This window comes from Brevibacterium zhoupengii (assembly GCF_021117425.1).
In the GTDB taxonomy this organism is placed as follows: Bacteria; Actinomycetota; Actinomycetes; order Actinomycetales; family Brevibacteriaceae; genus Brevibacterium; species Brevibacterium zhoupengii.
Map to the genome: position 1 here is coordinate 4,008,577 of NZ_CP088298.1, position 20,152 is coordinate 4,028,728.

The 20,152-nt window shown below is 63.8% G+C and carries 16 protein-coding genes; 8 read left to right on the forward strand and 8 right to left on the reverse strand.

The features are described from left to right. Positions 1-103 precede the first annotated feature (103 nt). On the forward strand, positions 104-1,837 hold the full coding sequence (locus LQ788_RS18115) for an FAD-binding dehydrogenase (RefSeq protein ID WP_231443421.1): 1,734 nt from the start codon (positions 104-106) through the stop codon (positions 1,835-1,837). Further along, positions 1,834-2,646, forward strand: a complete 813-nt coding sequence (locus LQ788_RS18120) for an SDR family oxidoreductase (protein WP_231443423.1) — start codon at positions 1,834-1,836, stop codon at positions 2,644-2,646. Before LQ788_RS18115 ends, LQ788_RS18120 begins: the two co-directional genes overlap by 4 nt. 83 nt (positions 2,647-2,729) lie before the next feature. On the opposite strand, the gene LQ788_RS18125 is transcribed toward LQ788_RS18120, so the two are convergent. Next, positions 2,730-3,662 (reverse strand): NAD-dependent epimerase/dehydratase family protein, encoded by a 933-nt coding sequence (locus LQ788_RS18125; protein ID WP_231443426.1) that lies wholly within the window; start codon positions 3,660-3,662, stop codon positions 2,730-2,732. 77 nt (positions 3,663-3,739) lie between these two features. Next, positions 3,740-4,519, reverse strand: coding sequence for an enoyl-CoA hydratase (locus LQ788_RS18130; protein ID WP_231443428.1), 780 nt, complete (start codon positions 4,517-4,519; stop codon positions 3,740-3,742). A gap of 91 nt (positions 4,520-4,610) precedes the next feature. On the opposite strand from LQ788_RS18130, the gene LQ788_RS18135 reads away from it, so the two are divergent. Continuing rightward, positions 4,611-6,254 carry a Na+/H+ antiporter gene (locus LQ788_RS18135; RefSeq protein WP_231443430.1) on the forward strand — a complete coding sequence of 548 codons (1,644 nt, stop codon included), beginning with the start codon at positions 4,611-4,613 and terminating at the stop codon, positions 6,252-6,254. A 135-nt stretch (positions 6,255-6,389) separates the two neighbouring features. After that, positions 6,390-8,990 (forward strand): ATP-dependent chaperone ClpB, encoded by a 2,601-nt coding sequence (gene clpB / locus LQ788_RS18140; RefSeq protein WP_231443432.1) that lies wholly within the window; start codon positions 6,390-6,392, stop codon positions 8,988-8,990. Positions 8,991-9,327: 337 nt separating this feature from the next. Here the strand turns inward: clpB and LQ788_RS18145 are convergent, their stop codons facing one another. From LQ788_RS18145 to LQ788_RS18155, 3 genes are all read right to left on the reverse strand, one after another. Further along, positions 9,328-10,464, reverse strand: a complete 1,137-nt coding sequence (locus LQ788_RS18145; RefSeq protein ID WP_231443434.1) for an HTTM domain-containing protein — start codon at positions 10,462-10,464, stop codon at positions 9,328-9,330. Then, positions 10,454-11,245, reverse strand: coding sequence for a DUF5819 family protein (locus LQ788_RS18150; protein WP_231443435.1), 792 nt, complete (start codon positions 11,243-11,245; stop codon positions 10,454-10,456). The genes LQ788_RS18145 and LQ788_RS18150 overlap by 11 nt, the downstream gene beginning before the upstream one ends. Positions 11,246-11,514: 269 nt before the next feature. After that, positions 11,515-12,684 (reverse strand): CaiB/BaiF CoA transferase family protein, encoded by a 1,170-nt coding sequence (locus tag LQ788_RS18155; protein WP_231443437.1) that lies wholly within the window; start codon positions 12,682-12,684, stop codon positions 11,515-11,517. 239 nt (positions 12,685-12,923) lie between these two features. Here LQ788_RS18155 and LQ788_RS18160 point away from each other — a divergent pair, with 239 nt between their 5' ends. After that, positions 12,924-13,946 (forward strand): agmatine deiminase family protein, encoded by a 1,023-nt coding sequence (locus LQ788_RS18160; RefSeq protein WP_231443440.1) that lies wholly within the window; start codon positions 12,924-12,926, stop codon positions 13,944-13,946. A gap of 182 nt (positions 13,947-14,128) precedes the next feature. Then, a complete protein-coding gene (locus tag LQ788_RS18165; protein ID WP_231443442.1) occupies positions 14,129-14,542 on the forward strand; it encodes a YtxH domain-containing protein in 414 nt (137 codons plus the stop codon). A gap of 181 nt (positions 14,543-14,723) precedes the next feature. On the opposite strand, the gene cls is transcribed toward LQ788_RS18165, so the two are convergent. Then, positions 14,724-16,220 carry a cardiolipin synthase gene (cls, locus tag LQ788_RS18170; protein WP_231443443.1) on the reverse strand — a complete coding sequence of 499 codons (1,497 nt, stop codon included), beginning with the start codon at positions 16,218-16,220 and terminating at the stop codon, positions 14,724-14,726. Positions 16,221-16,479: 259 nt separating this feature from the next. Here cls and LQ788_RS18175 point away from each other — a divergent pair, with 259 nt between their 5' ends. Then, on the forward strand, positions 16,480-17,178 hold the full coding sequence (locus tag LQ788_RS18175; protein WP_231443445.1) for an NUDIX hydrolase: 699 nt from the start codon (positions 16,480-16,482) through the stop codon (positions 17,176-17,178). Positions 17,179-17,233: 55 nt separating this feature from the next. On the opposite strand, the gene LQ788_RS18180 is transcribed toward LQ788_RS18175, so the two are convergent. Both LQ788_RS18180 and LQ788_RS18185 read right to left on the reverse strand, forming a co-directional pair. After that, positions 17,234-18,121: an enoyl-CoA hydratase-related protein gene (locus LQ788_RS18180; protein ID WP_231443451.1), complete on the reverse strand. Its 888-nt coding sequence runs from the start codon at positions 18,119-18,121 to the stop codon at positions 17,234-17,236. Positions 18,122-18,153: 32 nt separating this feature from the next. Further along, positions 18,154-19,437 carry an MFS transporter gene (locus LQ788_RS18185; protein WP_231443453.1) on the reverse strand — a complete coding sequence of 428 codons (1,284 nt, stop codon included), beginning with the start codon at positions 19,435-19,437 and terminating at the stop codon, positions 18,154-18,156. A 175-nt stretch (positions 19,438-19,612) separates the two neighbouring features. Here LQ788_RS18185 and LQ788_RS18190 point away from each other — a divergent pair, with 175 nt between their 5' ends. Further along, positions 19,613-20,053, forward strand: a complete 441-nt coding sequence (locus tag LQ788_RS18190) for a TM2 domain-containing protein (protein WP_231443455.1) — start codon at positions 19,613-19,615, stop codon at positions 20,051-20,053. Positions 20,054-20,152: the final 99 nt, after the last annotated feature.

The following is a 20,152-nucleotide window of genomic DNA, read 5'->3' on the forward strand; positions in this document are numbered from 1 at the left end:
CCGTATACCTGCCGTCATAGCTGAGTGACCTGGAGGGCTCGGAGGACAGTAGTCTGAGTATGCTTGGGGTCGCCAGGCTCACACATCGACGAAGGAGTCGCCCATGGGAAACACCTCTCCGAACGCCGCCCCTGATGAGGCTTATGACGCCATCGTCGTCGGGGCAGGCCTCGCGGGGCTTGTCGCCGCCCATGAGCTCAGCCTCGCCGGGAAGAGGGTGCTCATCCTCGACCAGGAGAACCGGGCCAACCTCGGCGGTCAGGCCTTCTGGTCCCTCGGTGGGCTTTTCCTCGTCGATTCCCCTGAGCAGCGCCGACTCGGCGTCCACGACTCCCTCGACCTGGCACGCCAGGATTGGGCCACCTCGGCGGGCTTCGACCGGGAAGACGATCATTGGCCGCGGCAGTGGGCCGAGTCGTATCTTGAGTTCGCCGCCGGGGACAAGCGCCGCTACCTCCATGACCTGGGGCTGCGCCTGACACCGATCGTCGGCTGGGCAGAGCGAGGCGGGTCCGGTGCCTCCGAGCACGGCAACTCCGTGCCGAGGTTCCACCTCACCTGGGGCACCGGCCCCGAGGTGGTCCGGGTCTTCCGCGAACCCGTGGAAAGGGCCGAAGCCGCGGGGCTTGTCACCATGGGTTTCCGGCACCGTGTCGATGAGCTCATCGTCGAAGGCAGCGGCAGCGGCGATGGCGATGGCGATGGCGCCTCGGTCGTCGGGGTCCGCGGGCGGAGACTGGCCCCCAGCCACACCGGCCGCGGGGTCGAGTCGAACCGCGAGGAGCTCGGTGACTTCGAACTCCGCGCCCCTGCGGTCGTCGTCACCAGCGGCGGCGTCGGCCACAACTTCGAACTCATGCGCAAGTTCTGGCCGGTCGAACGACTCGGCGAATTCCCCCAGACGATGCTCGCCGGAGTCCCCGCCCATGTCGACGGACGCATGCTGGCCATCGCCGAGGAGGCGGGTGCGAGCCTGATCAATCGGGATCGGATCTGGGCCTATACCGAGGGCATCGAGAACTGGAACCCCGTGTGGCCCAACCACGGGATCCGCATCATTCCTGGTCCCTCGTCACTGTGGTTCGACGCTGAGGGCAACCGGTTCCCCGCACCGAACTACCCCGGCTTCGACACCAACCGGACCATGAAGACCATTCTCTCGACCGGTCACGACTATTCGTGGTTCGTGCTCAACGAGTCGATCATCCGCAAGGAGTTCGCGCTCTCAGGCTCGGAGCAGAATCCCGACATCACGAAGAAAGACTGGCGCCTGACCTTGGACCGGGCCCGCTCCTCCGATGCGCCTGGCCCGGTCGAAGCCTTCAAGAAATTCGGCCCCGACTTCGTCGTTGCCGACACCACCGAAGAGCTGGTCGCCGGGATGAATGAGCGGTCTCGCGGTCCCGTCATCGATCATGACCACCTCGTCGACCAGATCGTCGAACGCGACCGGCAGATGGACCATTCGTTCTCGAAGGACGCGCAGGTCCAAGCCATCCACAATGCCAGGAACTACCTCGGCGACAAGATCGTGCGGGTGCAGAAACCGCACAAGATCCTCGACCCGGCCCACGGTCCACTCATCGCGGTGCGCCTGAGCCTGCTCTCCCGCAAGACCCTGGGCGGGCTGGAGACGAACCTCGACGCCCAGGTCATCGGAGCAGACGGCACACCGATCCCCGGTCTCTATGCCGCGGGTGAGGTCACGGGATTCGGCGGCGGAGGAATGCACGGCTACAACGCACTTGAGGGAACTTTCCTGGGCGGGTGCATCTTCTCCGGAATGCGCGCCGGACGTGCCCTCGCGGGAAGCTTGGGAGCGGAGAGAAGGCCATGACGAACACGAATCTCACGGTGCTCATCACCGGTGGCACGTCCGGAATCGGAGCCGCACTGGTGAGGAAGTTGGCGCACCGTGGTTGCACGGTGCTGACCACGAGTCGAGACCCCGAGCGGATTCCACCGTCCGAGCGGATCTCCGGGGTGCGCTATCTTCAATTGGACCTCGCCGATCCCGACAGCATCGAGGCGCTGGGCGCCGAGCTTGGCACCGTCGACGTGCTCGTCAACAATGCCGGTGAGAGTCAGTCGGGGCCCTTCGAGGAGCTGCCCTCCGAGGCCATCGACCGCCTGTTTCGCACCAATGTCTTCGGGCCGGTGCGCCTGAGCCAGCTCGTCCTGCCCGGCATGCGCCAGCGTGGGCGCGGCCGGATCATCATGGTCGGTTCCATGCTCGCCAGCTTCCCCCTGGCTCATCGCAGCTCCTATGTTGCGTCCAAGGCGGCCCTGCGCGGATTCGCCACTGCCGCGCGTCAGGAGCTCTCGCCGTTCGGCGTCTGGCTCAGTGTCGTCGAACCCGGGTCCATCGCCACCGGGATCGGCGGCCGGCGGACGAAGTACCTCTCCCCGGGTTCTGTCTACACCGAGGATGTGAGGACGATGCTTGAGCATCTCGATGCCAATGAACGAGGCGGGATCTCTGCCGAGACCGTGGCCACGACCATCATCACGGCCATCGAGACGGCCAGGCCCCGCGAATTCTATGCCGTAGGCAGCAGGGCGCCGCTGCCGTTCCTACTCAAACGGGCACTCCCCTGCACAGTGATGTCACGGATCGTCGCGGCCCAGCACGGACTCAAGCGGTGAGTTCCGGGTGATCTCGCGTCGCTGAGCTGCACAGTGGCGCGGACCGCGCGGCTGTGCTGATGTGTGGCTGACCGACTGAGAGGTTACTGGAAACGTGAGGGCAGAAGGAACTGCGTGGTGGAGATTCCGAGCACTCGCTGCTGACGCGTGAGATTGTATGTCCGGTCGTGCTGGAGGTACTCGACGAGGAACAGCTCCGCCCGGTTGCCCCGCTTGAAGAACGTCTTGACCTTCAAACCCAGTTTCGCGGCGAAGAGCGCCTTGTCCTTCGCGATCGCATCAATGACGACAGGCTCGTACTCCATACGAGCGAAGTGAGTGGAGACGGCATCCTTGAGCTTGTACGGAGTCGGATCGCCGATGTTGAATGGGCCCGAGGCCGAAGGCACGTCGACGCAGGCGATTGCCGCTCGCACCAGGTTGTCGATGTGGGTCAGGGTGATCTTCTGCCTGCCGCCGCCGGGAAGTCGCAGGACTCCCTTCTTCGCCAATTGGCTGAGATACGGCATAAGCATCGTCTCACCAGGACCGTAGACCGCGGCGGGTCGAAGGATGGCCGCATCGGGACGGATTCGCATCACCAGCTGCTCGGCCAGAGCATGCGTCCGCGAGTAGGCGTCATGGAAGTCGTTGGGGTCCTTGGGTCCGGCCTCTTCCCATAGGTCCGCATGGGGTGCGTTCGTGGAATAGACGGTCGTCGAGGAGATGTGCACGATTCGCGCCTTCGCGAATGCGTCGAGCACGTTCCGGGTTCCCGTGACCTTCACGTTGTAGAGCGCATCGTCATCGGCATTGACGGCAGCGATGCCCGCGCAGTGGAAGACCGCCGTGGCCTTCGACGCCAGGGATTTCACCGCTTCGGACGCAGGTTCGGTGAGGTCCCATGCTTGGAAATTCACGCCGGGGATCTCGGGATCGCGTCGCCCCACGGCATAGACCGTCTCATCCCTGTTCGCCAGGGCACGGGCGATTGCGCCACCGATGAAGCCGCTGGCTCCGGTCACGATTACCGCCACGTCTGATCCTCCATCATCATCTGAAGCATCTCATCCGGTCGATCCGAACGAGCACACTGTCATAGGAAATCACACTGTCAGTCCCGATGCTGCCACTGAGGCTCTCTCCTGCCCAGAAATGCGTCGATCCCCTCCTGCGCATCGGGTGCGACGGCGTTGTGCGCCATCACCTCCGACATGTGCTCGTAGGCCTCTGCCAGAGGCAGATCACGCTGTTCGTAGAACGCTGCTTTGCCTATTGCCACTGTAGCCGACGAGGCTGACGCGACTTTCCGCGCCAACTCCATGGTCGATGCCTCCAGCTCCTCATCGGCGACGACATCGGAGACCAGACCGAACGCCAGTGCGTCGCCCGCACTGAGGAAGTCTCCGGTCAGCAGCATCCGCATCGCCGTCTTCGCCGGCACTGCCCGGGTCAGGGCCACCATAGGCGTGGAGCAGAACAGGCCGATCTTCACCCCCGGGGTGGCGAACCGAGCCGACGCAGCCGCGACCGCCAGGTCGCAGCTGGCGACGAGCTGGCACCCGGCGGCTGTCGCCACACCTTGGACCTGCGCGATGACCGGCTGTGGGATCGACTGGATCAGCTGCATGAGTTCGGAGCAGACCGCGAAGGTCTCCTGCTGCGATTCCAGCTTGGCCCCGCGAATCTCCTTGAGATCATGGCCGGAACTGAAGACGTGTCCTGCAGTGGACAGGATCACTGCGCGGACATCGGTGCGCTGACCCACCTCGGCGAGGGTGTCGATGAGATCTTGCATCACCGAGCGCGACAGTGCGTTCCGAGTCTGAGGCTCGTTGATCGAAATCGTCGCGACTGCGTCCTTCGCCAGGGAGAATACAATTGAGTCAGACATAAGGGTATTCTGCCAAAATATCGTTGGTCCGTCGCGGAAACCTGATGTGGATTTCATTCTGAATCCTTACCGGGCGCCCCTCAGGGAGACGATGTTTCCTGACATCGATGCCGTTGAACCGGTGTGCAGCGATGCCACCCATATCGAGGAGACGAGCATGACGACTCTGCTGATGATCATCGGATTCGGTGCCGCGACCAGCGTCGTCGTGGGCCTGGGCCAGAAGCTGCGTCTCCCCTGGCCGGCTCTCATGGTCGTCATCGGCATCGCCGGCGCGTTCATTCCCACGTTCGCCGAGATCACCATCGAACCCGAACTCATCTTGCCTCTGTTCCTGCCTCCTCTTCTGTTCGCCGCCGCACAGAAGACCTCCTGGGCTCTCTTCGCCATCCGCTGGCGTACGATCCTGGGCATGGCGGTCGCGCTCGTCGGGGTGACGGTGGCTGCCGTGGCCGGGACCGCGGTCCTTCTCATCCCCGGGATCACGATCGCGGCCGCGATTGCGCTGGGAGCCATGCTCGCCCCGCCCGACCCCGTCGCCGTCGATGCGGTCGCAGGAACCGTATCGATACCTCGGCGGATCATGTCGACCCTGCAGAGCGAGGGGCTGTTCAACGATGCCGCCTCCCTCGTCATCTTCCAGACGGCGATGGCGGCGGCCATGTCCGGCACCGAGGTGGACTTCGGGCAGCTGGCCCTGTCCTTCCTCATCTCCGCGATCATCGCCATCGCCGTCGGCCTCATCGTCGTGTTCGTCGTGTGGTGGGTGATGGAGAAGATCGACCATACGATCGCCCGCTCCTCCCTCATGCTCATGCTGCCCTTCGGCGTCTACCTCATCGCCGAACATTTCCATGCCAGCGGAGTCATCGCCGTCGTCGTGGCCGCGCTCGAGGTGCGCAGGCGCGACGTCGAAGGAAACTCCGCGGAACGTGTCACCCAGGCCTCGACGTGGCAGGTCCTGGAAATGCTCATCACCGGCATCGCCTTCGGCCTCATCGGCCTCGATCTGCGGATGGTCGTCGAATCCGAGCATGCCGACCTGGGCAAGGCCGTCCTCGTGGGGTTGGGCATCGCGCTCATCGTCATCGCCGTGAGGTTCGGCTGGCTGCTCATCGGCACCGTGCTGGAGAACAAGCGCAGAGAGGAGGACCCGGATGCCGCACCGCTGAACATCAGGGATGCCACACTGATGACCTGGGGCGGTATGCGCGGTTTGGCCACGATCGCCCTAGCCCTGTCGATCCCGGCAACCACAGACACCGGCGAACCGTTCCCCGGTCGTTCCTACATCCTCGTCACCGCCGCGGTGATCCTGCTCGTGACGCTGGTGCTTGCCGGCCTCACCTTCCCCACCATCGTCAACGTCTTAGGCATCGACGACGAAGCGGAGAAGGAACGTCAGGCGACGAAGGAGATCGCCGCGCGGGCCTACAAAGCGGCCCTCCACCAGATCAAGAACGACCCCACCCTGCCCGACGAGGTGGCCGAGCCGCTGCGTGCTCGGTTCAAGGGCCTGTATGCAGAGCTGCTGGGAACCTCGGACGACCAGGCCAGCTCCGAGCAGGCGACAGCGCTGAAGGAGAACCGTGAGGTCATGGCCAAGGTGCAGACCAGGGCGCTGCAGTCGGCCCGCACGGAAGTGCTCAAGGCCCGACGCGAACGCGGCACCGATCCGGAGATCGCCGATAGAGTGCTGCGCCGCTTCGACCTCCAATCCGTGCTTCTGCGGTGAGCTGCTGAGGTGAGGCAGATTCTCGGGTTTTTCTAAAGTTGAGTGGAATAGACTCAACTTTGTCGGTGTTGAACTCTTCGAGAGCAATGACTGTTCACGGAACAGCTGCGAAGAACACTTGTGAAGGAGATGCGCATGGACGCACAGATGACAACCAAATCACGCGAGACGCTGCAGTCCGCGATCAATGACGTCGTGGCCAGGCGGAACAACCAGGTCGAACCCGCCCACGTGGTCGCAGCACTGCTGGATCAGCCGAACTCACTGGCATCGAACCTGGTGACCAAGGTCGGCGCGGACCCCCGGACCGTGCTCGCCGCTGTCCGTTCGACCATCGACGGCTTCCCCACCGTCAGCGGGCAGACCGTCGCCCAGCCGGGACTCTCGCGCTCCGGACTCGAGATGATGAATCTCGCGCAGGAGGAGATGACGAGCCTCGGCGACCAGTTCGTGTCCACGGAGCACCTGCTGCTCGCGGCCGCCGCAGGCAAGGACGGGGCAGGCGAAGCCCTGCGAAACAACGGCGCCGGACGCGATGCGCTGCTGGCTGCCCTGCCCGAGCTGCGCGGAGGCAAGAAGGTCACCTCGGAAAATCCCGAGGACACGATGCAGTCGCTGGAGAAGTACGGTGTCGACCTCACAGCCACCGCGCGTGAGGCCAAACTCGACCCAGTCATCGGCCGCGACAAGGAGATCCGACGGGTCATCCAGGTCCTTTCCCGGAGGACGAAGAACAACCCGGTCCTCATCGGCGAACCAGGCGTCGGCAAAACTGCCGTCGTCGAGGGACTGGCCCAGCGGATCGTGGCCGGAGACGTGCCTGAATCCCTGCGCAACAAGACCCTGATCAGCCTGGACCTCTCGGCGATGGTCGCCGGAGCGAAGTACCGCGGCGAATTCGAGGAGCGGTTCAAGGCCGTCCTCGAAGAGATCAAGAACGCCGACGGTCAGATCATCACATTCATCGATGAGCTCCACACCGTCGTCGGTGCCGGCGCCACCGGTGACTCGGCGATGGATGCCGGCAACATGCTCAAACCGATGCTCGCCCGCGGTGAACTGCGCCTCGTCGGCGCCACCACTCTCGACGAGTACCGGGAGAACATCGAGAAGGACCCGGCTCTGGAACGCAGGTTCCAGCAGGTCTACGTCGGTGAGCCCAGCGTCGAGGACACGGTCGCGATCCTGCGTGGCCTCAAGGAACGCTACGAGGCCCACCACAAGGTCTCGATCAACGACGGAGCCCTGGTCGCTGCGGCCACCATGTCCAATCGCTACATCACCGGGCGCCAGCTTCCGGATAAGGCCATCGACCTCGTCGACGAGGCCGCGTCCCGTCTTCGCATGGAGATCGACTCGGCTCCCGTCGAGATCGATGAGCTCCGCCGCGCGGTGGATCGGCTGAAGATGGAGGACATGGCCCTGTCCAAGGAAACGGACACGGCTTCGATCGAACGCCTCGGCGCCCTGCGGGCCGATCTTGCCGATCGGGAAGAGGAGCTGCACGGCCTCGAGGCCACCTGGGAATCCCAGCGGGCCGGACTCAACCGTGTCGGTGAGCTGAAGACGAAGCTCGATGAGCTGCGTTCCCAGGCTGATAAGGCCCAGCGCGACACGGACTTGGAGACCGCCTCACGTCTGCTCTACGGGGAGATCCCCGCGGTGCAGAAGGAGATCGATATCGCTGAGGCGGAGGAGGCCAACGCTGAGACCGAGACCGACCCGATGGTCAGTGATCGGGTCTCGAGCAATGACATCGCCGAGGTGGTCTCGTCGTGGACCGGCATCCCCGCGGGACGCCTGCTCCAGGGTGAGATCGAGAAGCTGCTGGGCGCCGAAGATGTGCTGGGCAAGCGTCTCATCGGTCAGAAGAACGCTGTCACCGCGGTCTCGGATGCGATCCGGCGTTCGCGTGCCGGCATCGCCGACCCTGATCGTCCGACGGGCTCGTTCCTGTTCCTCGGACCCACGGGCGTGGGCAAGACGGAGCTGGCGAAGTCTCTGGCCGACTTCCTCTTCGACGATGAGAAGGCCCTGATCCGCATCGACATGAGCGAGTACGGGGAGAAGCACACGGTGTCCCGTCTCGTCGGTGCTCCTCCGGGCTACGTGGGCTATGACGAGGGCGGTCAGCTCACCGAGGCTGTGCGCCGTCGCCCCTACTCCGTCGTCCTCCTCGACGAGGTGGAGAAGGCACACCCGAGTGTCTTCGACATCCTGCTGCAGGTCCTCGACGACGGTCGCCTCACCGACGGTCAGGGCCGCACGGTCGACTTCCGGAACACGATCCTCATCCTGACGTCGAACCTCGGCTCGCAGTTCCTCGTCGATAGGTCCCTGAGCACGCAGGAGCAGAAGGATGCGGTGCTCGGCGTCGTGCATTCGACCTTCAAGCCCGAGTTCCTCAACCGCCTCGACGACATCGTTCTCTTCGATGCGCTGAGCACCGAGGAACTGTCCTCGATCGTCGATCTGCAGATCCAGCGTCTGGCGTCTCGTCTGACCGAACGCCGGATCACTCTCGAGGTCACGGATGCCGCCGAAGACTGGCTTGCACTCGAGGGCTACGATCCCGCGTTCGGTGCCCGGCCGCTGCGCAGGCTGGTCCAGCGCGAGATCGGTGACAAGCTGGCCCGCGCGCTGCTCTCCGGCGACGTGGCCGACGGAGACGACATCGTCATCGGCCTGCCCGAGGACCCAGAGTCCAAGGGACTGGAGCTGCGCCCGAAGCGGTAAGGCGCCGGGTAATGCTGGCGCCGCATAGTCGGCGATGCGCTGCGCAGTCGGTGAGGATGTTCAGGTTAGGGAACAGTACATGGGTTGCAACCGGTGTACTGTTCCCTAACCTGAGTCGTCTCCGGTCCGCCCCTTGGGAGCACCAGCACGCGGCCGAGCAGTGAGGGCCCCATCGAAGTTTCAGAGCTCTGCTTCAAAGTCGAGCTCTGAAACTTCGATGGGGCCCTTTCCGCTGAGTCCGCAGCGTCCCCTGCGCCCCCTGCGTCCGTTGAGTCCGTGGAGTCCCCTGAGTCCGCGAAGCGAGGCTTACGCGGTCAGCGCAACGCCTACTTCGCCCTCAGCGCGAGGACTTCGCTTTCGACCGTTCCAGGCCGTCGCTCGTCGACTTCCACCAGCGGCTCACGGACCTGTGGAGCTTTTCGAAGCTGCGGTCGCGGATGAAGATGGCGTCGACGGCGATCATCGTCAGCGAGAACCAGGGCAGTCCCATCAGCAGGGCGATTCCCAAGTGAAAGGACAGAATGCCCAAGAGGCCGATGATTCGCGTGTACCTGTTGAACAGCATGAAGGGGAAGGCGCACTGGAAGAGCACCGAACCCCAGGAGATGGCCACGACCATCGGCCCCCAGGCGGTGAGCAGGTCTGAGAGCACCGGCCAGGTACCAAACTGCTGAGTATGCAGCGGGTTGTACACCGCGAACCCGTGCTGCCAGGCGGCACCGCCTGCCTTGTAGAGACCACCCGACATGTAGATCGCACAGACCTGGAAGGCCAGGACGACGATCGCCAAGTTGTTGGCCATGATCAGAACCCAGCGATAGCTGCCGCCATCGGTGTCGGGGAAGGCTGGGTTCTGCTTTCTCTTGCGCCTGGCATCCAATGACCACCGTCGGGTGGTGTCGGCGAAGAGCATCGCGATCATGAACATGCGATACGCGTTGTCGCCCTGATCCCCGGCACCGTCGTTGAGCTCGATGAAGCTCACCCACAGGACGAGGTAGAAGGGCAGGACGATGCGCGTCCGCCATCCCAGGATGATGACGACGGCGAGGATCGCCAGACCGATCATCATGGTGGTGAACAAGGCAGGGTTGGTCACCGCACGGTGGAAGAGCGAGAACAGCCAGATGTTGGGGAAGTCGCTCTTGGGTTCAGCGATCTCACCGTTCCAGGCGCTGCCCACGCCGAAGGTATAGTGCCGGGCATTGAAGTTCGTCAGCAGCAGGCCCAGACCGGTCAGGCCGATGAGGATACGGGTCACCGCGAGACCATATGTGGCGTGGTAACGCCCGGTGAGCATCTCCTCCAGCCAGTTCCATCCGCGTGAAATGCTGCCTAAGACACGGGAGGCGAGCGGAATGTTCTCTTTCGAATCTGCCTGCGTCGCCGTCTCCTGCGCCTTTGCCTCCGTCTGAGGCTGGGAGTCGACCTCGGGCTCGTCACCCTTGACCTGGATGTTCCTGTCACTGCTCACTTGCACACCTCACTTTGTCGGAGGCACAGAAGTACTTCGCGAACTCCTCATCGGACTGGTGCGGCTCACTCACCAGTGCTCGCCAACCGACCGGCACCGGCTGGATGTTCGGTCGTTCGGCATCATCGTCATTGCGCTTGGCAAACGGCACCACGTTCTGCCGCGCCGCCTGGTACTGGACGCGCTGGACGTCCTCACCCCAGATGGCTTTGGCCACCTGTGTCGCATACGCCGTGGCCAGGTGCTCGCTCTCGAGATATCCGCTCACAGCATCGTCGGGGTCGTCATACTCGTTCAACTTCGTCGTCAGCCGGTCGACCGAGTCATCACCTTTGAAGTAGTCGAGCTTGACGATAGCCTTCTGATCATTGGGAAGATCCTCCCACGATCCCTTGATATCGGAGGCGACTCCGACGCCCAGACCGGCCGAACGCGGTGGGAAGAGCTTGTAGGTCGAATGGTCGAGTTCGACATCGGTGGCTCGCACCCAGTCGGTGACCTCTTCCCCGCCGCCGTCGGTCTTGACCACCGCGCGGACGTCGAAGTAGTAGTCGCCGTTGATCGGCTCAGGAGCGAATACGCTCCACGACTGACCCCACAGGGGAATCATGTACTCCGAGAGCAGGTTCCCGGGGATCACCTGCCGTGCCGTCGACGACGGGGCGATCCAGAGGAAGCTTGCGAGCAGGTGGAACGCGGTCAGCAGCATGGCCACAACCATCAGTACGCGTTTGACGACCGGCCGCCCGACGGCCTTCGCCTCAGTCTTGTCTGTGTCCATCTCAGTCCTGGAATATGGGCGCCACTTCGCGAAATCCGCCTTGACCAGAAGTGGACTGCTCAGGATCTCCCCAGTGACTAGGGTGCTTTCATACAGACTCTAGGGTACGTCAGTGAATCCGGAAGTTCAGCCCGAACAACCCCGGTGTTTCACGATCCCACCCTGTTCCACCGCTGGCCGAAGCCAGAGTTCACGCGCCCGGAGTCATGACTGAGGCCATGACTCCGGGCGTGACTCTGGTCATTACGGTGTCATGACTGCCCTCATTGTTAACCGCGCAGCCATTCCTTGACCGCTTCGGTGCTCTCCCCCAACGTCGGCGGTGCAAGATCGTAGCTGGCCGGTGTCTCTGACAGACGGATCGGATTGGCCACCGTCGGGATCACACGATCCCCAGCTCCCGCCTCGGCGACGGGCTCAAGTCCCAACGACGATGCCAGCTCAACACCCTGGGCGATCGTGTTGATCGGGGCACACGGCAGACCGGCTGCGGAGAGGATGTCGAACCATTCCTGATTCGTCTTTTCACTCAGTGCGGCGATGAGTTCGGGTTCGAGTTCTCCACGATTCTCGTTGCGGTCGGAGAAGTTCGCGAAGCGTTGATCCTCGGCCCACTCGGGGTGGCCGAGCACGGAGGCCAATGACTTGAACTGGTTGTCATTGCCCACGGCGATGATGATCTGGCCCTCGGCTGTGGGCATCGGCTGGTAGGGGTAGAGGCTCGGGTGGGCATTGCCCATGGCCTGCGGAACGACGCCACCGGCCACGTACGCCGAGGTCTGGTTCGCCAAGCCTGACAGTGCCGAGGACAGCAGGTTCGTCTCCACCAGCTGACCCTTCCCGGTGTCCTTGCGGTGGGCCAGTGCGGCCAGGATCCCGACCGTGGTGTGCAGACCGGTGAACACGTCGACGACTGCGACACCGGCTTTGACCGGGCCCGACTCCTGGGATCCTGTCACGCTCATGAAACCCGAGAGCCCCTGGATGAGCAGATCGTAGCCGGGCTGAGGATTGTCGCGCCCGAATCCGGTCACGGAAGCGTAGATGATGCCCGGGTTCTCGGCCTTGACGGTCTCGTAGTCGAGTCCGTATTTGGCCAGACCACCGGCCTTGAAGTTCTCCACCAGAATGTCCGCCCGCCCGGCCAGCTCCCGCGCCAGCCCCAGGTCGTCTTCGTCCTTGAAGTCGAGGACCACGGAGTGCTTGTTCCGGTTCGCTGTGAGGAAGTACGTCGCATCATTGCCTCGCCGAGGTGGTGCCCAGTGCCGTGTATCGTCACCGGTCCTGCCCTCGACCTTGATGACTGTGGCCCCGAGGTCGGCGAGCATCATCGTCGCGTAGGGTCCCGCGAGCACTCGTGAGAAGTCAGCGACGACCACACCCGACAAGGGGCCGGTGCCCGAGCGAGAGAAGAGTTCCTGCAGATCCTGCTGTTCCACGTACTGCCTCCCATGGCGAGTTCGAACCCTGATATCCAGGCGTCCTGTCATTCACGTCAGACTATACGGACCCACCACACGCCGTCTGGAGTTGGTATCCACACCGCCTGGTGTGGTGCGGAATTCGTTGACCCCCAGGAGCCGAATCTCGCTACACTCGGGACAAGCCGACAGCCGAGCGGCAGACGCCGAGGCTCAACAGTCAGTCAGACTCGAAGGGATGAACGATGACGTTTCACATGCCTGCAGAAACAGCCGCCCATGACCGCATCTGGATGGCATTCCCGTCCTCCGGCTATGCCTTGGGCGACACCGACGAAGAGGCAGAGGCTGCCCGCCGCACCTGGGCCGCCGTGGCCCGTGCCACCAGCGAGTTCACTCCGGTCACCGTGGTGGTGTCGACGTCGCAGACAGACCATGCCCGCCGCCACCTCGGAGAGGGGATCAACCATCCGATCACCGTCATCAATGCAGAACTCGATGACGCGTGGATGCGTGACATCGGTCCGAGCTTCGTCGTCGACGACAATGGGAAGCTGCACGCCGTGGACTGGGTCTTCAACGGCTGGGGCGCTCAGGAATGGGCGGAATGGGATCACGATCAGCACATCGGCCGCTTCGTTGCGAACCAGGCAGGCGTTCCGATCCTGGATTCCCACCTGCGCAATGAGGGTGGCGGCTTCCACGTCGATGGGCGCGGCACCGTGCTGGCCACGCGCAGCGTGCAGCTGGATCCGGGCCGCAATCCCGATCTGACTGAGGCTGAGGTGGAGGCCGAATTCGCACGCACCATCGGGGCGAAGAAGGTCATCTGGCTCGACCACGGCCTCTACCGCGACAATCAGACCTTCGGCACGCGCGGGCACGTCGACATCGCCGCGGCCATGCCCAGCCCCGGTGTCGTGCTCATCCACGATCAGCGCAATCCCGAACACCCGGACTTCGAGTTCTCTCAGACCCTCAAGACCCAGTTCAGGGCTGAGACCACGTCGGACGGTCAACCCTTCGAGGTCGTGGCGATCCCAGCGCCGGAGGTGCTGCGCGATGACGAGGACTGGGTCGACTATTCCTACGTCAACCATCTCGTCACCAATGACGGAGTCATCGCCTGCACCTTCGACGATCCGATGGACGCCGAGGCGGTGTCCGTGCTCGAGCAGGTGTACCCGGGACGCAAGGTCGTCGGCGTCGACGCTCGCGAACTCTATGCGCGCGGCGGCGGAATCCACTGCATCACCCAGCAGCAGCCCACGATCGGCTGATCGCCGGTGAACTGTGTGCATTCTACAAACCTGAGACGATATTCTTTCACTGCGGAACCATCTGCAGTATAAGGTGGTGAACCAGGACACAGTGCCGATGCGCACGACCGTCGTTCATCGTCGGTCCAAGCACTCGCACGTGTTGCATGCAGTCACGGCAAGCTGAGAAGGAGAGCAGGAAAATGAAGAAGCGATTGATTCTCCTGGCTGGTCTGGGAGTCGGTTACGTACTCGGATCACGCACCGGACGTCAGAGCTACGAAAAGCTCAAGGCCCAGGCACAGGATCTCTGGACCGACCCGCGAGTGCAGGACACGGTCGAGAAGGCGAACCAGTCGATCCGCGAGAAGTCACCGGCCGTCGCCGATGCCGTCCAGACTGCGGCCGACAAGGTCAACTCCGCTGCTGGAGCCGGCCCCACAGGTGCGGGTGCTGCGGGAACCGGAGCCGCTGGGGCGGGCGCTGCAGGCGCCAAGTCTGCCGGTGCCGCTGGCAGCAAGTCCACCGGTACGCCGGAGGTCGAGGACGATGTCATTGCCGACCCCATGCGCGACATCGATGACGAAGGCCCTGCCGGACTCTCCGAAGACACCTGAGTCTCGCGCACCTGAGGCTCTCACACTGATTGCTCCCGCACACCGATCGGTGTGCGGGAGCATTGTCATGTCCGGCGCAGTCCGGCGCCGTTCAGCGCGGTCCGGCACGGTCCGGTCCGGCCCGGTTCAGAGCGGTCCGGCACGGTCCGGTCCGGCCCGGTTCAGAGCAGTCCGGCGCGGTTCAGAGCAGCGAGCTCGTGAGCCTGGCGACGTTCTCCACATACTTGTGCAGCAGGGGCCTGTCGTTCCACTTCTCGGCATCGAGCTCGACGGAGTTCGGAGCGTACCGCTGCGCCTCAAGGTCATACATCCGCTGGGTGAATTCCTTGTCGACGATGAACATGGTGACCTCCATGTTCATCGCGAACGAACGCTCATCCATGTTCGAGGACCCGATGATCGAGACCTCATCGTCGATGAGAAGGAACTTCGAATGCAGAACCGTCGGGGCGTGATACAGGAAGATCCGGACACCGGCTCGCACCAGGTCGGCGTAATAGGACTGCTGCGCCCGCTGCGTGACCCAATGGTCACTCGTCTCTCCCACATACAGTCGCACGTCGACTCCGGACCGGGCCTCGGTCGTGAGCGCGTGCATGAGCGATTCGTCGGGCACGAAGTACGGTGAGCAGACGACGACGCTGCGGTTCGCGTTGTAGATGAGGTGGTTGAACAGACGCAGGTTGTTCTCATCTTCGAACCCTGGTCCTGAGGGGACCACCTGCGCCTGGATACCACCGTTCTGCGGGGCCTGGAGTTCTCCTTGGGACGGACCTTCGAAGAGCTCTCCGGTCTCCGAATACCAGTCCGTGACGAAGACAGCATCGAGTTCATCGACGACGGGCCCGGTGCATTTCAGCGACAGATCCATCCATTGGAAGCCCTTCCGCAGGTTGCGCCGCTTGTTATAGGAGCGGTCGATGATGTTCTGTGAACCGGTGAAGGCGACGGTTCCGTCGACGACGAGGATCTTCCGGTGATTGCGCAGGTCTGGTCGCTGGTACTCGCCCCTCCACGGGCGGATCGGCAGGGATCGGCGCCATTGCACTCCGGAGGAGTCAAGCCTCTTGACCAGCTCCGAGTAACCCGGGTAGCCCAGTGAGCCCAGGTGGTCGATGAGGATTCTCACCTCCACCCCACGTTCGTGTGCGGCCAGCAGGGATTCGAAGAGCCGCCTCGTCGTGTCATCGATGGCGACGATGTAGAACTCGAAGTGGACGTATGTCGTGGCCGCATCGATCTCATCGGCCATCGCCTCCATGCAGGCGTGGTTGTCGGTGTGGAGGTCGAAGGAGTTGCCGTGCGTCATCGGCAGCGCGCCCAGATCGAAGTTCAGCTGCGCTGCCGTGCTCAGCGGTTCGGGCATGTGGGCGAAGTCGCCGATGATCGCCCGATCATCGGTCTGATCACGGAAGATGTCATTGACGAGCAGCTGCTTGTCCCGCCGCCGCTTCGGCAGCTTCGCCGAGCCCAGCAGCAGGAAGGCGAGGATCCCGACGTAGGGAATGAGGAAGATCGCGAGCAGCCAGCCGAGTGCGACCGAGGGCCTGCGGTTGTGCGGAATCCAGCCCACCGCGACGATGCGGATGATCATGTCGATGGCCAGGAGGGTGAATATCAGCCAGTTGGGCCACCCCTGATCGATCCTGATGAAAGGATAGATCTCCAATCCGGTCATGTCCGCACTCTTCCGGTTTGCGGGCTGTCAACGCCCGGTGTCGCGCTCCGATTCTCAAGCACCAGCACTCAAGATGTCTTGAGAGATTCGTCATCGTTGTCAACTGACTTCCATCGTATCCTGCCGCATGTTCCCCGCGCTGATCGCCCCGAGTGCGGCCGGTGGGTCTCCGACAGATACCGACCCCGCCTCGGGCTCACCCGGTGGTGAGAGTCATAATGGGAGTCAACGACCAGACACAGAAGCGAAGGTGCTGACAGTGATTCGAGATATCTCCCCCGAGGGGTCCGACCGTTCGGACCTCGCCGATTCCTCCAGTCGCGGACCCGATGTGGCCGACCCGACGGCGGTGCCGATCAGACCCGCCGTCAGCGTGCTCATGATGCGCGACGGTGCCACCGGGCTCGAGGTCTTCGTCCAGCACCGGGTCTCGACGATGGACTTCGCCGCTGGCGTCGTGGTCTTTCCCGGCGGTCGCGTCGACCCGATCGATGAGCAGACCGCGGCCTCCATCGAGATCCCCGATCCGCAGAGTCATCAGGCAGCGTGGAAGGACTCCACCATCGCCGAGGCGGCCGATGGTTGGCGCATCCTGCTCGCCACCGCTGTGCGTGAGGTCGAGGAGGAGACCGGCGCCGTGCTCGATCCTGCCGGCCTGAAGCCGTGGGCGAACTGGGTGACCCCGGCCGGTCGGCCGAAACGCTTCGACACCTATTTCTATGCCCTTGCGGCCGGTGACCTCGAGTCAGCCCATCATCAGACCACCGAGGCGCATGCGAGCGAATGGATGCCGGTGGCCGAGATCCTGACCGCCGAAGCCGAGGAGCGCCTCAAACTGATGCGTCCGACCCTGGTGCTCCTTCGCGAGCTCGACACATTCGACACCGTCGCCGAGGTGGTCGGATCCGAACGAAGCATCGACCCAGTCCGTCCGGAGTTCCCCGGCAAACACGGCTGAGCCGCCACACACCGCGAAGGGTGTGGCTCGGCCTCAGGCCGTCGACTTCTTGGCCTCAGCCCTTTGACTTCTTGGCCATGGCGGCCAGCCGATCTGTGACGACCGTGCGCTGCTCGTCGGTGCCGATGAGGGAGGACAAGGCCTCCTGCTCGGCATCGAGGCCCGTGACCAGGTCGGCCTCAAAGGAAAGATCGACGAGCTTCTTCGCCCAGACGAGCGCCGAGCGTGATTTTCCGGCGATATCGGCGGCGAGTGCAAGGGCTCGCTCGACCGGGTCTTCGGCGACTTCTTCGACAAGACCGATCCGCAGGGCCTCCTCGGCTCCGATGGCCTCACCGGTGGCGATGAGCTTCTTCGCCATACCGGGTCCGACCAGGCGCGGCAGAAGCTGAGTCCCACACATGTCCGGGATGATCCCCCACTTGATCTCCATCAGCGACAGCTGAACGTCCTTGCCGGCGATGCGGATGTCGGCACCCAGCGCGATCTGCATTCCCCCGCCGAGCGCGGGGCCCCTGATTCCGGCGATGACGGGCACCTCGATGAGCGACCACACATGCACGGCCTTCTGCGCCAGCGCCCGAGCCGATCCGAGACGCTCACCGACGTCGACGGCGCCGCCGGTCGCTGCTGCAGACCCAGCCCCCGCCTCGGCGGTGGAAGAGGACCCAGCCCCCGCCTCGGCGGTGGACACTGTCGCGGTGCCTTCCTGCGCGAGCCGGGACATCTCGGTGAAGTCCAGGCCGGCGCTGAAGGCACGTCCGCGACCGGAGAGGACGACGGCCCTGACCTCGGAAGAGCCTTTGAGCGCAAGCCCGACCTCGACGAGATCCTCGAAGACCTCTCGGGTGAGCGAATTGAGCTTCTCGGCGCGGTCGATCTCCACGTGGGCGATTCCCTGGTCGATCGCAAAGATGACATTCGAGTGTGCTGCTTGGGGCATGACGTCCTCCGGTTTTGAAGCTGAACGAATGATCAGCTGCGTTTCTTGAACCCTATCGAAGCCCCGCTCAGCGTCAAGATCAGAACGGCAGACAAGGAGATCATGCACATGATGACCACGCCGGTCCACGCGAAATCGGTGAACAGGACCGCCGACAGCCAAGCGCCCAGGCTGGTGCCCAGATAGTAGACGGTGAGGTAGATGGCCGCGGACCGGGTCGAGTCGACTCCCGGCCGTGAGGCGCTGGCGGCGGCGGATGCGCCCGTGTGCCCGAGGAAGAAGCCGCCGGTGAGCAGGGACATGCCGATGATGATCACGGTCAGGGAGTCGACGAGGGTGAGCCCGGCACCGGCGAGCGCCGTGATCATGCCGATGAGCGTCAGCGAGGTGCGCGAGAGCTTCGTGGCCAGGCGCCCGTAGTACGTGGTGACGACGGTGCCGACGAGGTAGATGAGGAAGAACAGGGCGACCGCGCCTTCGCTCAGGTGCCAGGGATCCTGCTGCAGCCGGGTGCCGAGCATCGTGAAGGACCCGCCGAAGACGATCATGCAGAGGAAGCCCGTGAGGTAGATCCGCCACAGACCCGATCCCAACGGAATGATCGCCCGCCGAGGTGGCCGCCCCGTATCCGTGGCATCCAAGGTGTGCGGCTCGGTCGTCGATGTATCCGACTCGGTCGTCGGTGGGTCCAACTCCGGTTCGGTCGATTCCCGTGCGGCGACTGCTCGCGCCGTGGTGAACAGATCGTGGCGCAGGAGCCAGACGACGATGAGCCCGAAGACCAGGGAGATGGCCGCTGTGAACGCCAAGCCGCCGTGCCAGCCGAGGACCTCCGCGGCGAGTCCCGTGAGCAGTCGGGAGGAGAGACCGCCGATGGTGTTGCCGGCGATATAGACGCCGATCGCACCGGGCAGTGCCTGAGCCGGCAGCCGCAGCGACAGATAGGCCATCGCGGTGGCCGGGACCGAGGCGATCGCCACGCCCTGGAGGAAGCGGACGGCAATGAGCAGTTCGGGGCTGGGCATGAAGGGCAGGATGAGCGCCAGCAGCGCGGCCAGGACGACACCGCCGGCGATCTGCCTGGCATGCCCGATACGTGGGGCGAGCATGGAGAAGGGAATGAGGAAGACGGCCATGGCGACGTTGGTGGCCGAGACCGTCAGACTCGCGGTGGGTGCGTCGATGCCATAGGCGCCGCGGATGGCGGGGAGAAGGCCCTGCGTTTCGTAGAGCACGAGGAAGACAGAGACGCCGGCCAGGAAGACTGCGATGATGGTTCGCCGAGTACTCGTCGCGCTCGGCTCACCAGTACTCATGAACCCCACGCTATGCCGACACTGGGGAAAACCCCAATGCGCACACGCTCATGAGTTTCCTAGGCTGTACTCAGGTCCCCCCACCTGACGCCCATCCCCCGGCTCTCCGCGGCACGTCGATCGCATCACGTCGATCACTCCACGGAGAGCGGCGACGCAAGAGAAGGAGAACACCGTGTCCGTGTCGCCTCTGGTCCCCGAACTGCCCTCCATCGACCCCTTCGGCTCCATCAACTCACTTGACTCCCTTGAGCGCCCAGATTCCGTCACACGACCTGACTCCGACAATGGATCCGAGCACAACCGTGCCAACCGCTCCTTCTTCGTCACCTGGCTCCTCTCGCTGCTGTTGGGATTCCTCGGTGCCGACCGCTTCTACACGGGACGCTTCCTCACCGGCGGACTCAAGCTGGTCAGCCTCGGCGGTCTGGGTCTGTGGTGGGTCATCGACCTCGTCATCGTCATGGCCGGCGGGCTTCGCTACGACAGTCGTCCCCTCAACGGCTACGACGTCTGGAAGGAAGTCGCATGGATTGCCACAGGCTTCCTTCTCATCATCGGCTACTCCCTTCAACTCGACCAACTGGTCCAGGCGCTGCTAGCACGACTGCTCTGAGCCAGATGACCGGAAATTTAGTCCGCCCTTTCCTGAAATCCCCGCGTTCTCGGTTTAGGCTCGCATCAAGCACAGACCGAAGTAGTTCAAGGAAAGGTC

Excerpts from the sequence above, each read along its gene's own strand:
- cls (WP_231443443.1), bottom strand. The coding sequence starts at position 16,220 with ATGACCGGATTGGAGATCTATCCTTTCATCAGGATCGATCAGGGGTGG.
- LQ788_RS18130 (WP_231443428.1), bottom strand. The coding sequence starts at position 4,519 with ATGTCTGACTCAATTGTATTCTCCCTGGCGAAGGACGCAGTCGCGACG.
- LQ788_RS18150 (WP_231443435.1), bottom strand. The coding sequence starts at position 11,245 with ATGGACACAGACAAGACTGAGGCGAAGGCCGTCGGGCGGCCGGTCGTC.
- LQ788_RS18120 (WP_231443423.1), top strand. The coding sequence starts at position 1,834 with ATGACGAACACGAATCTCACGGTGCTCATCACCGGTGGCACGTCCGGA.
- LQ788_RS18160 (WP_231443440.1), top strand. The coding sequence starts at position 12,924 with ATGCCTGCAGAAACAGCCGCCCATGACCGCATCTGGATGGCATTCCCG.
- clpB (WP_231443432.1), top strand. The coding sequence starts at position 6,390 with ATGGACGCACAGATGACAACCAAATCACGCGAGACGCTGCAGTCCGCG.
- LQ788_RS18135 (WP_231443430.1), top strand. The coding sequence starts at position 4,611 with ATGTTTCCTGACATCGATGCCGTTGAACCGGTGTGCAGCGATGCCACC.
- LQ788_RS18185 (WP_231443453.1), bottom strand. The coding sequence starts at position 19,437 with ATGAGTACTGGTGAGCCGAGCGCGACGAGTACTCGGCGAACCATCATC.
- LQ788_RS18180 (WP_231443451.1), bottom strand. The coding sequence starts at position 18,121 with ATGCCCCAAGCAGCACACTCGAATGTCATCTTTGCGATCGACCAGGGA.
- LQ788_RS18115 (WP_231443421.1), top strand. The coding sequence starts at position 104 with ATGGGAAACACCTCTCCGAACGCCGCCCCTGATGAGGCTTATGACGCC.
- LQ788_RS18165 (WP_231443442.1), top strand. The coding sequence starts at position 14,129 with ATGAAGAAGCGATTGATTCTCCTGGCTGGTCTGGGAGTCGGTTACGTA.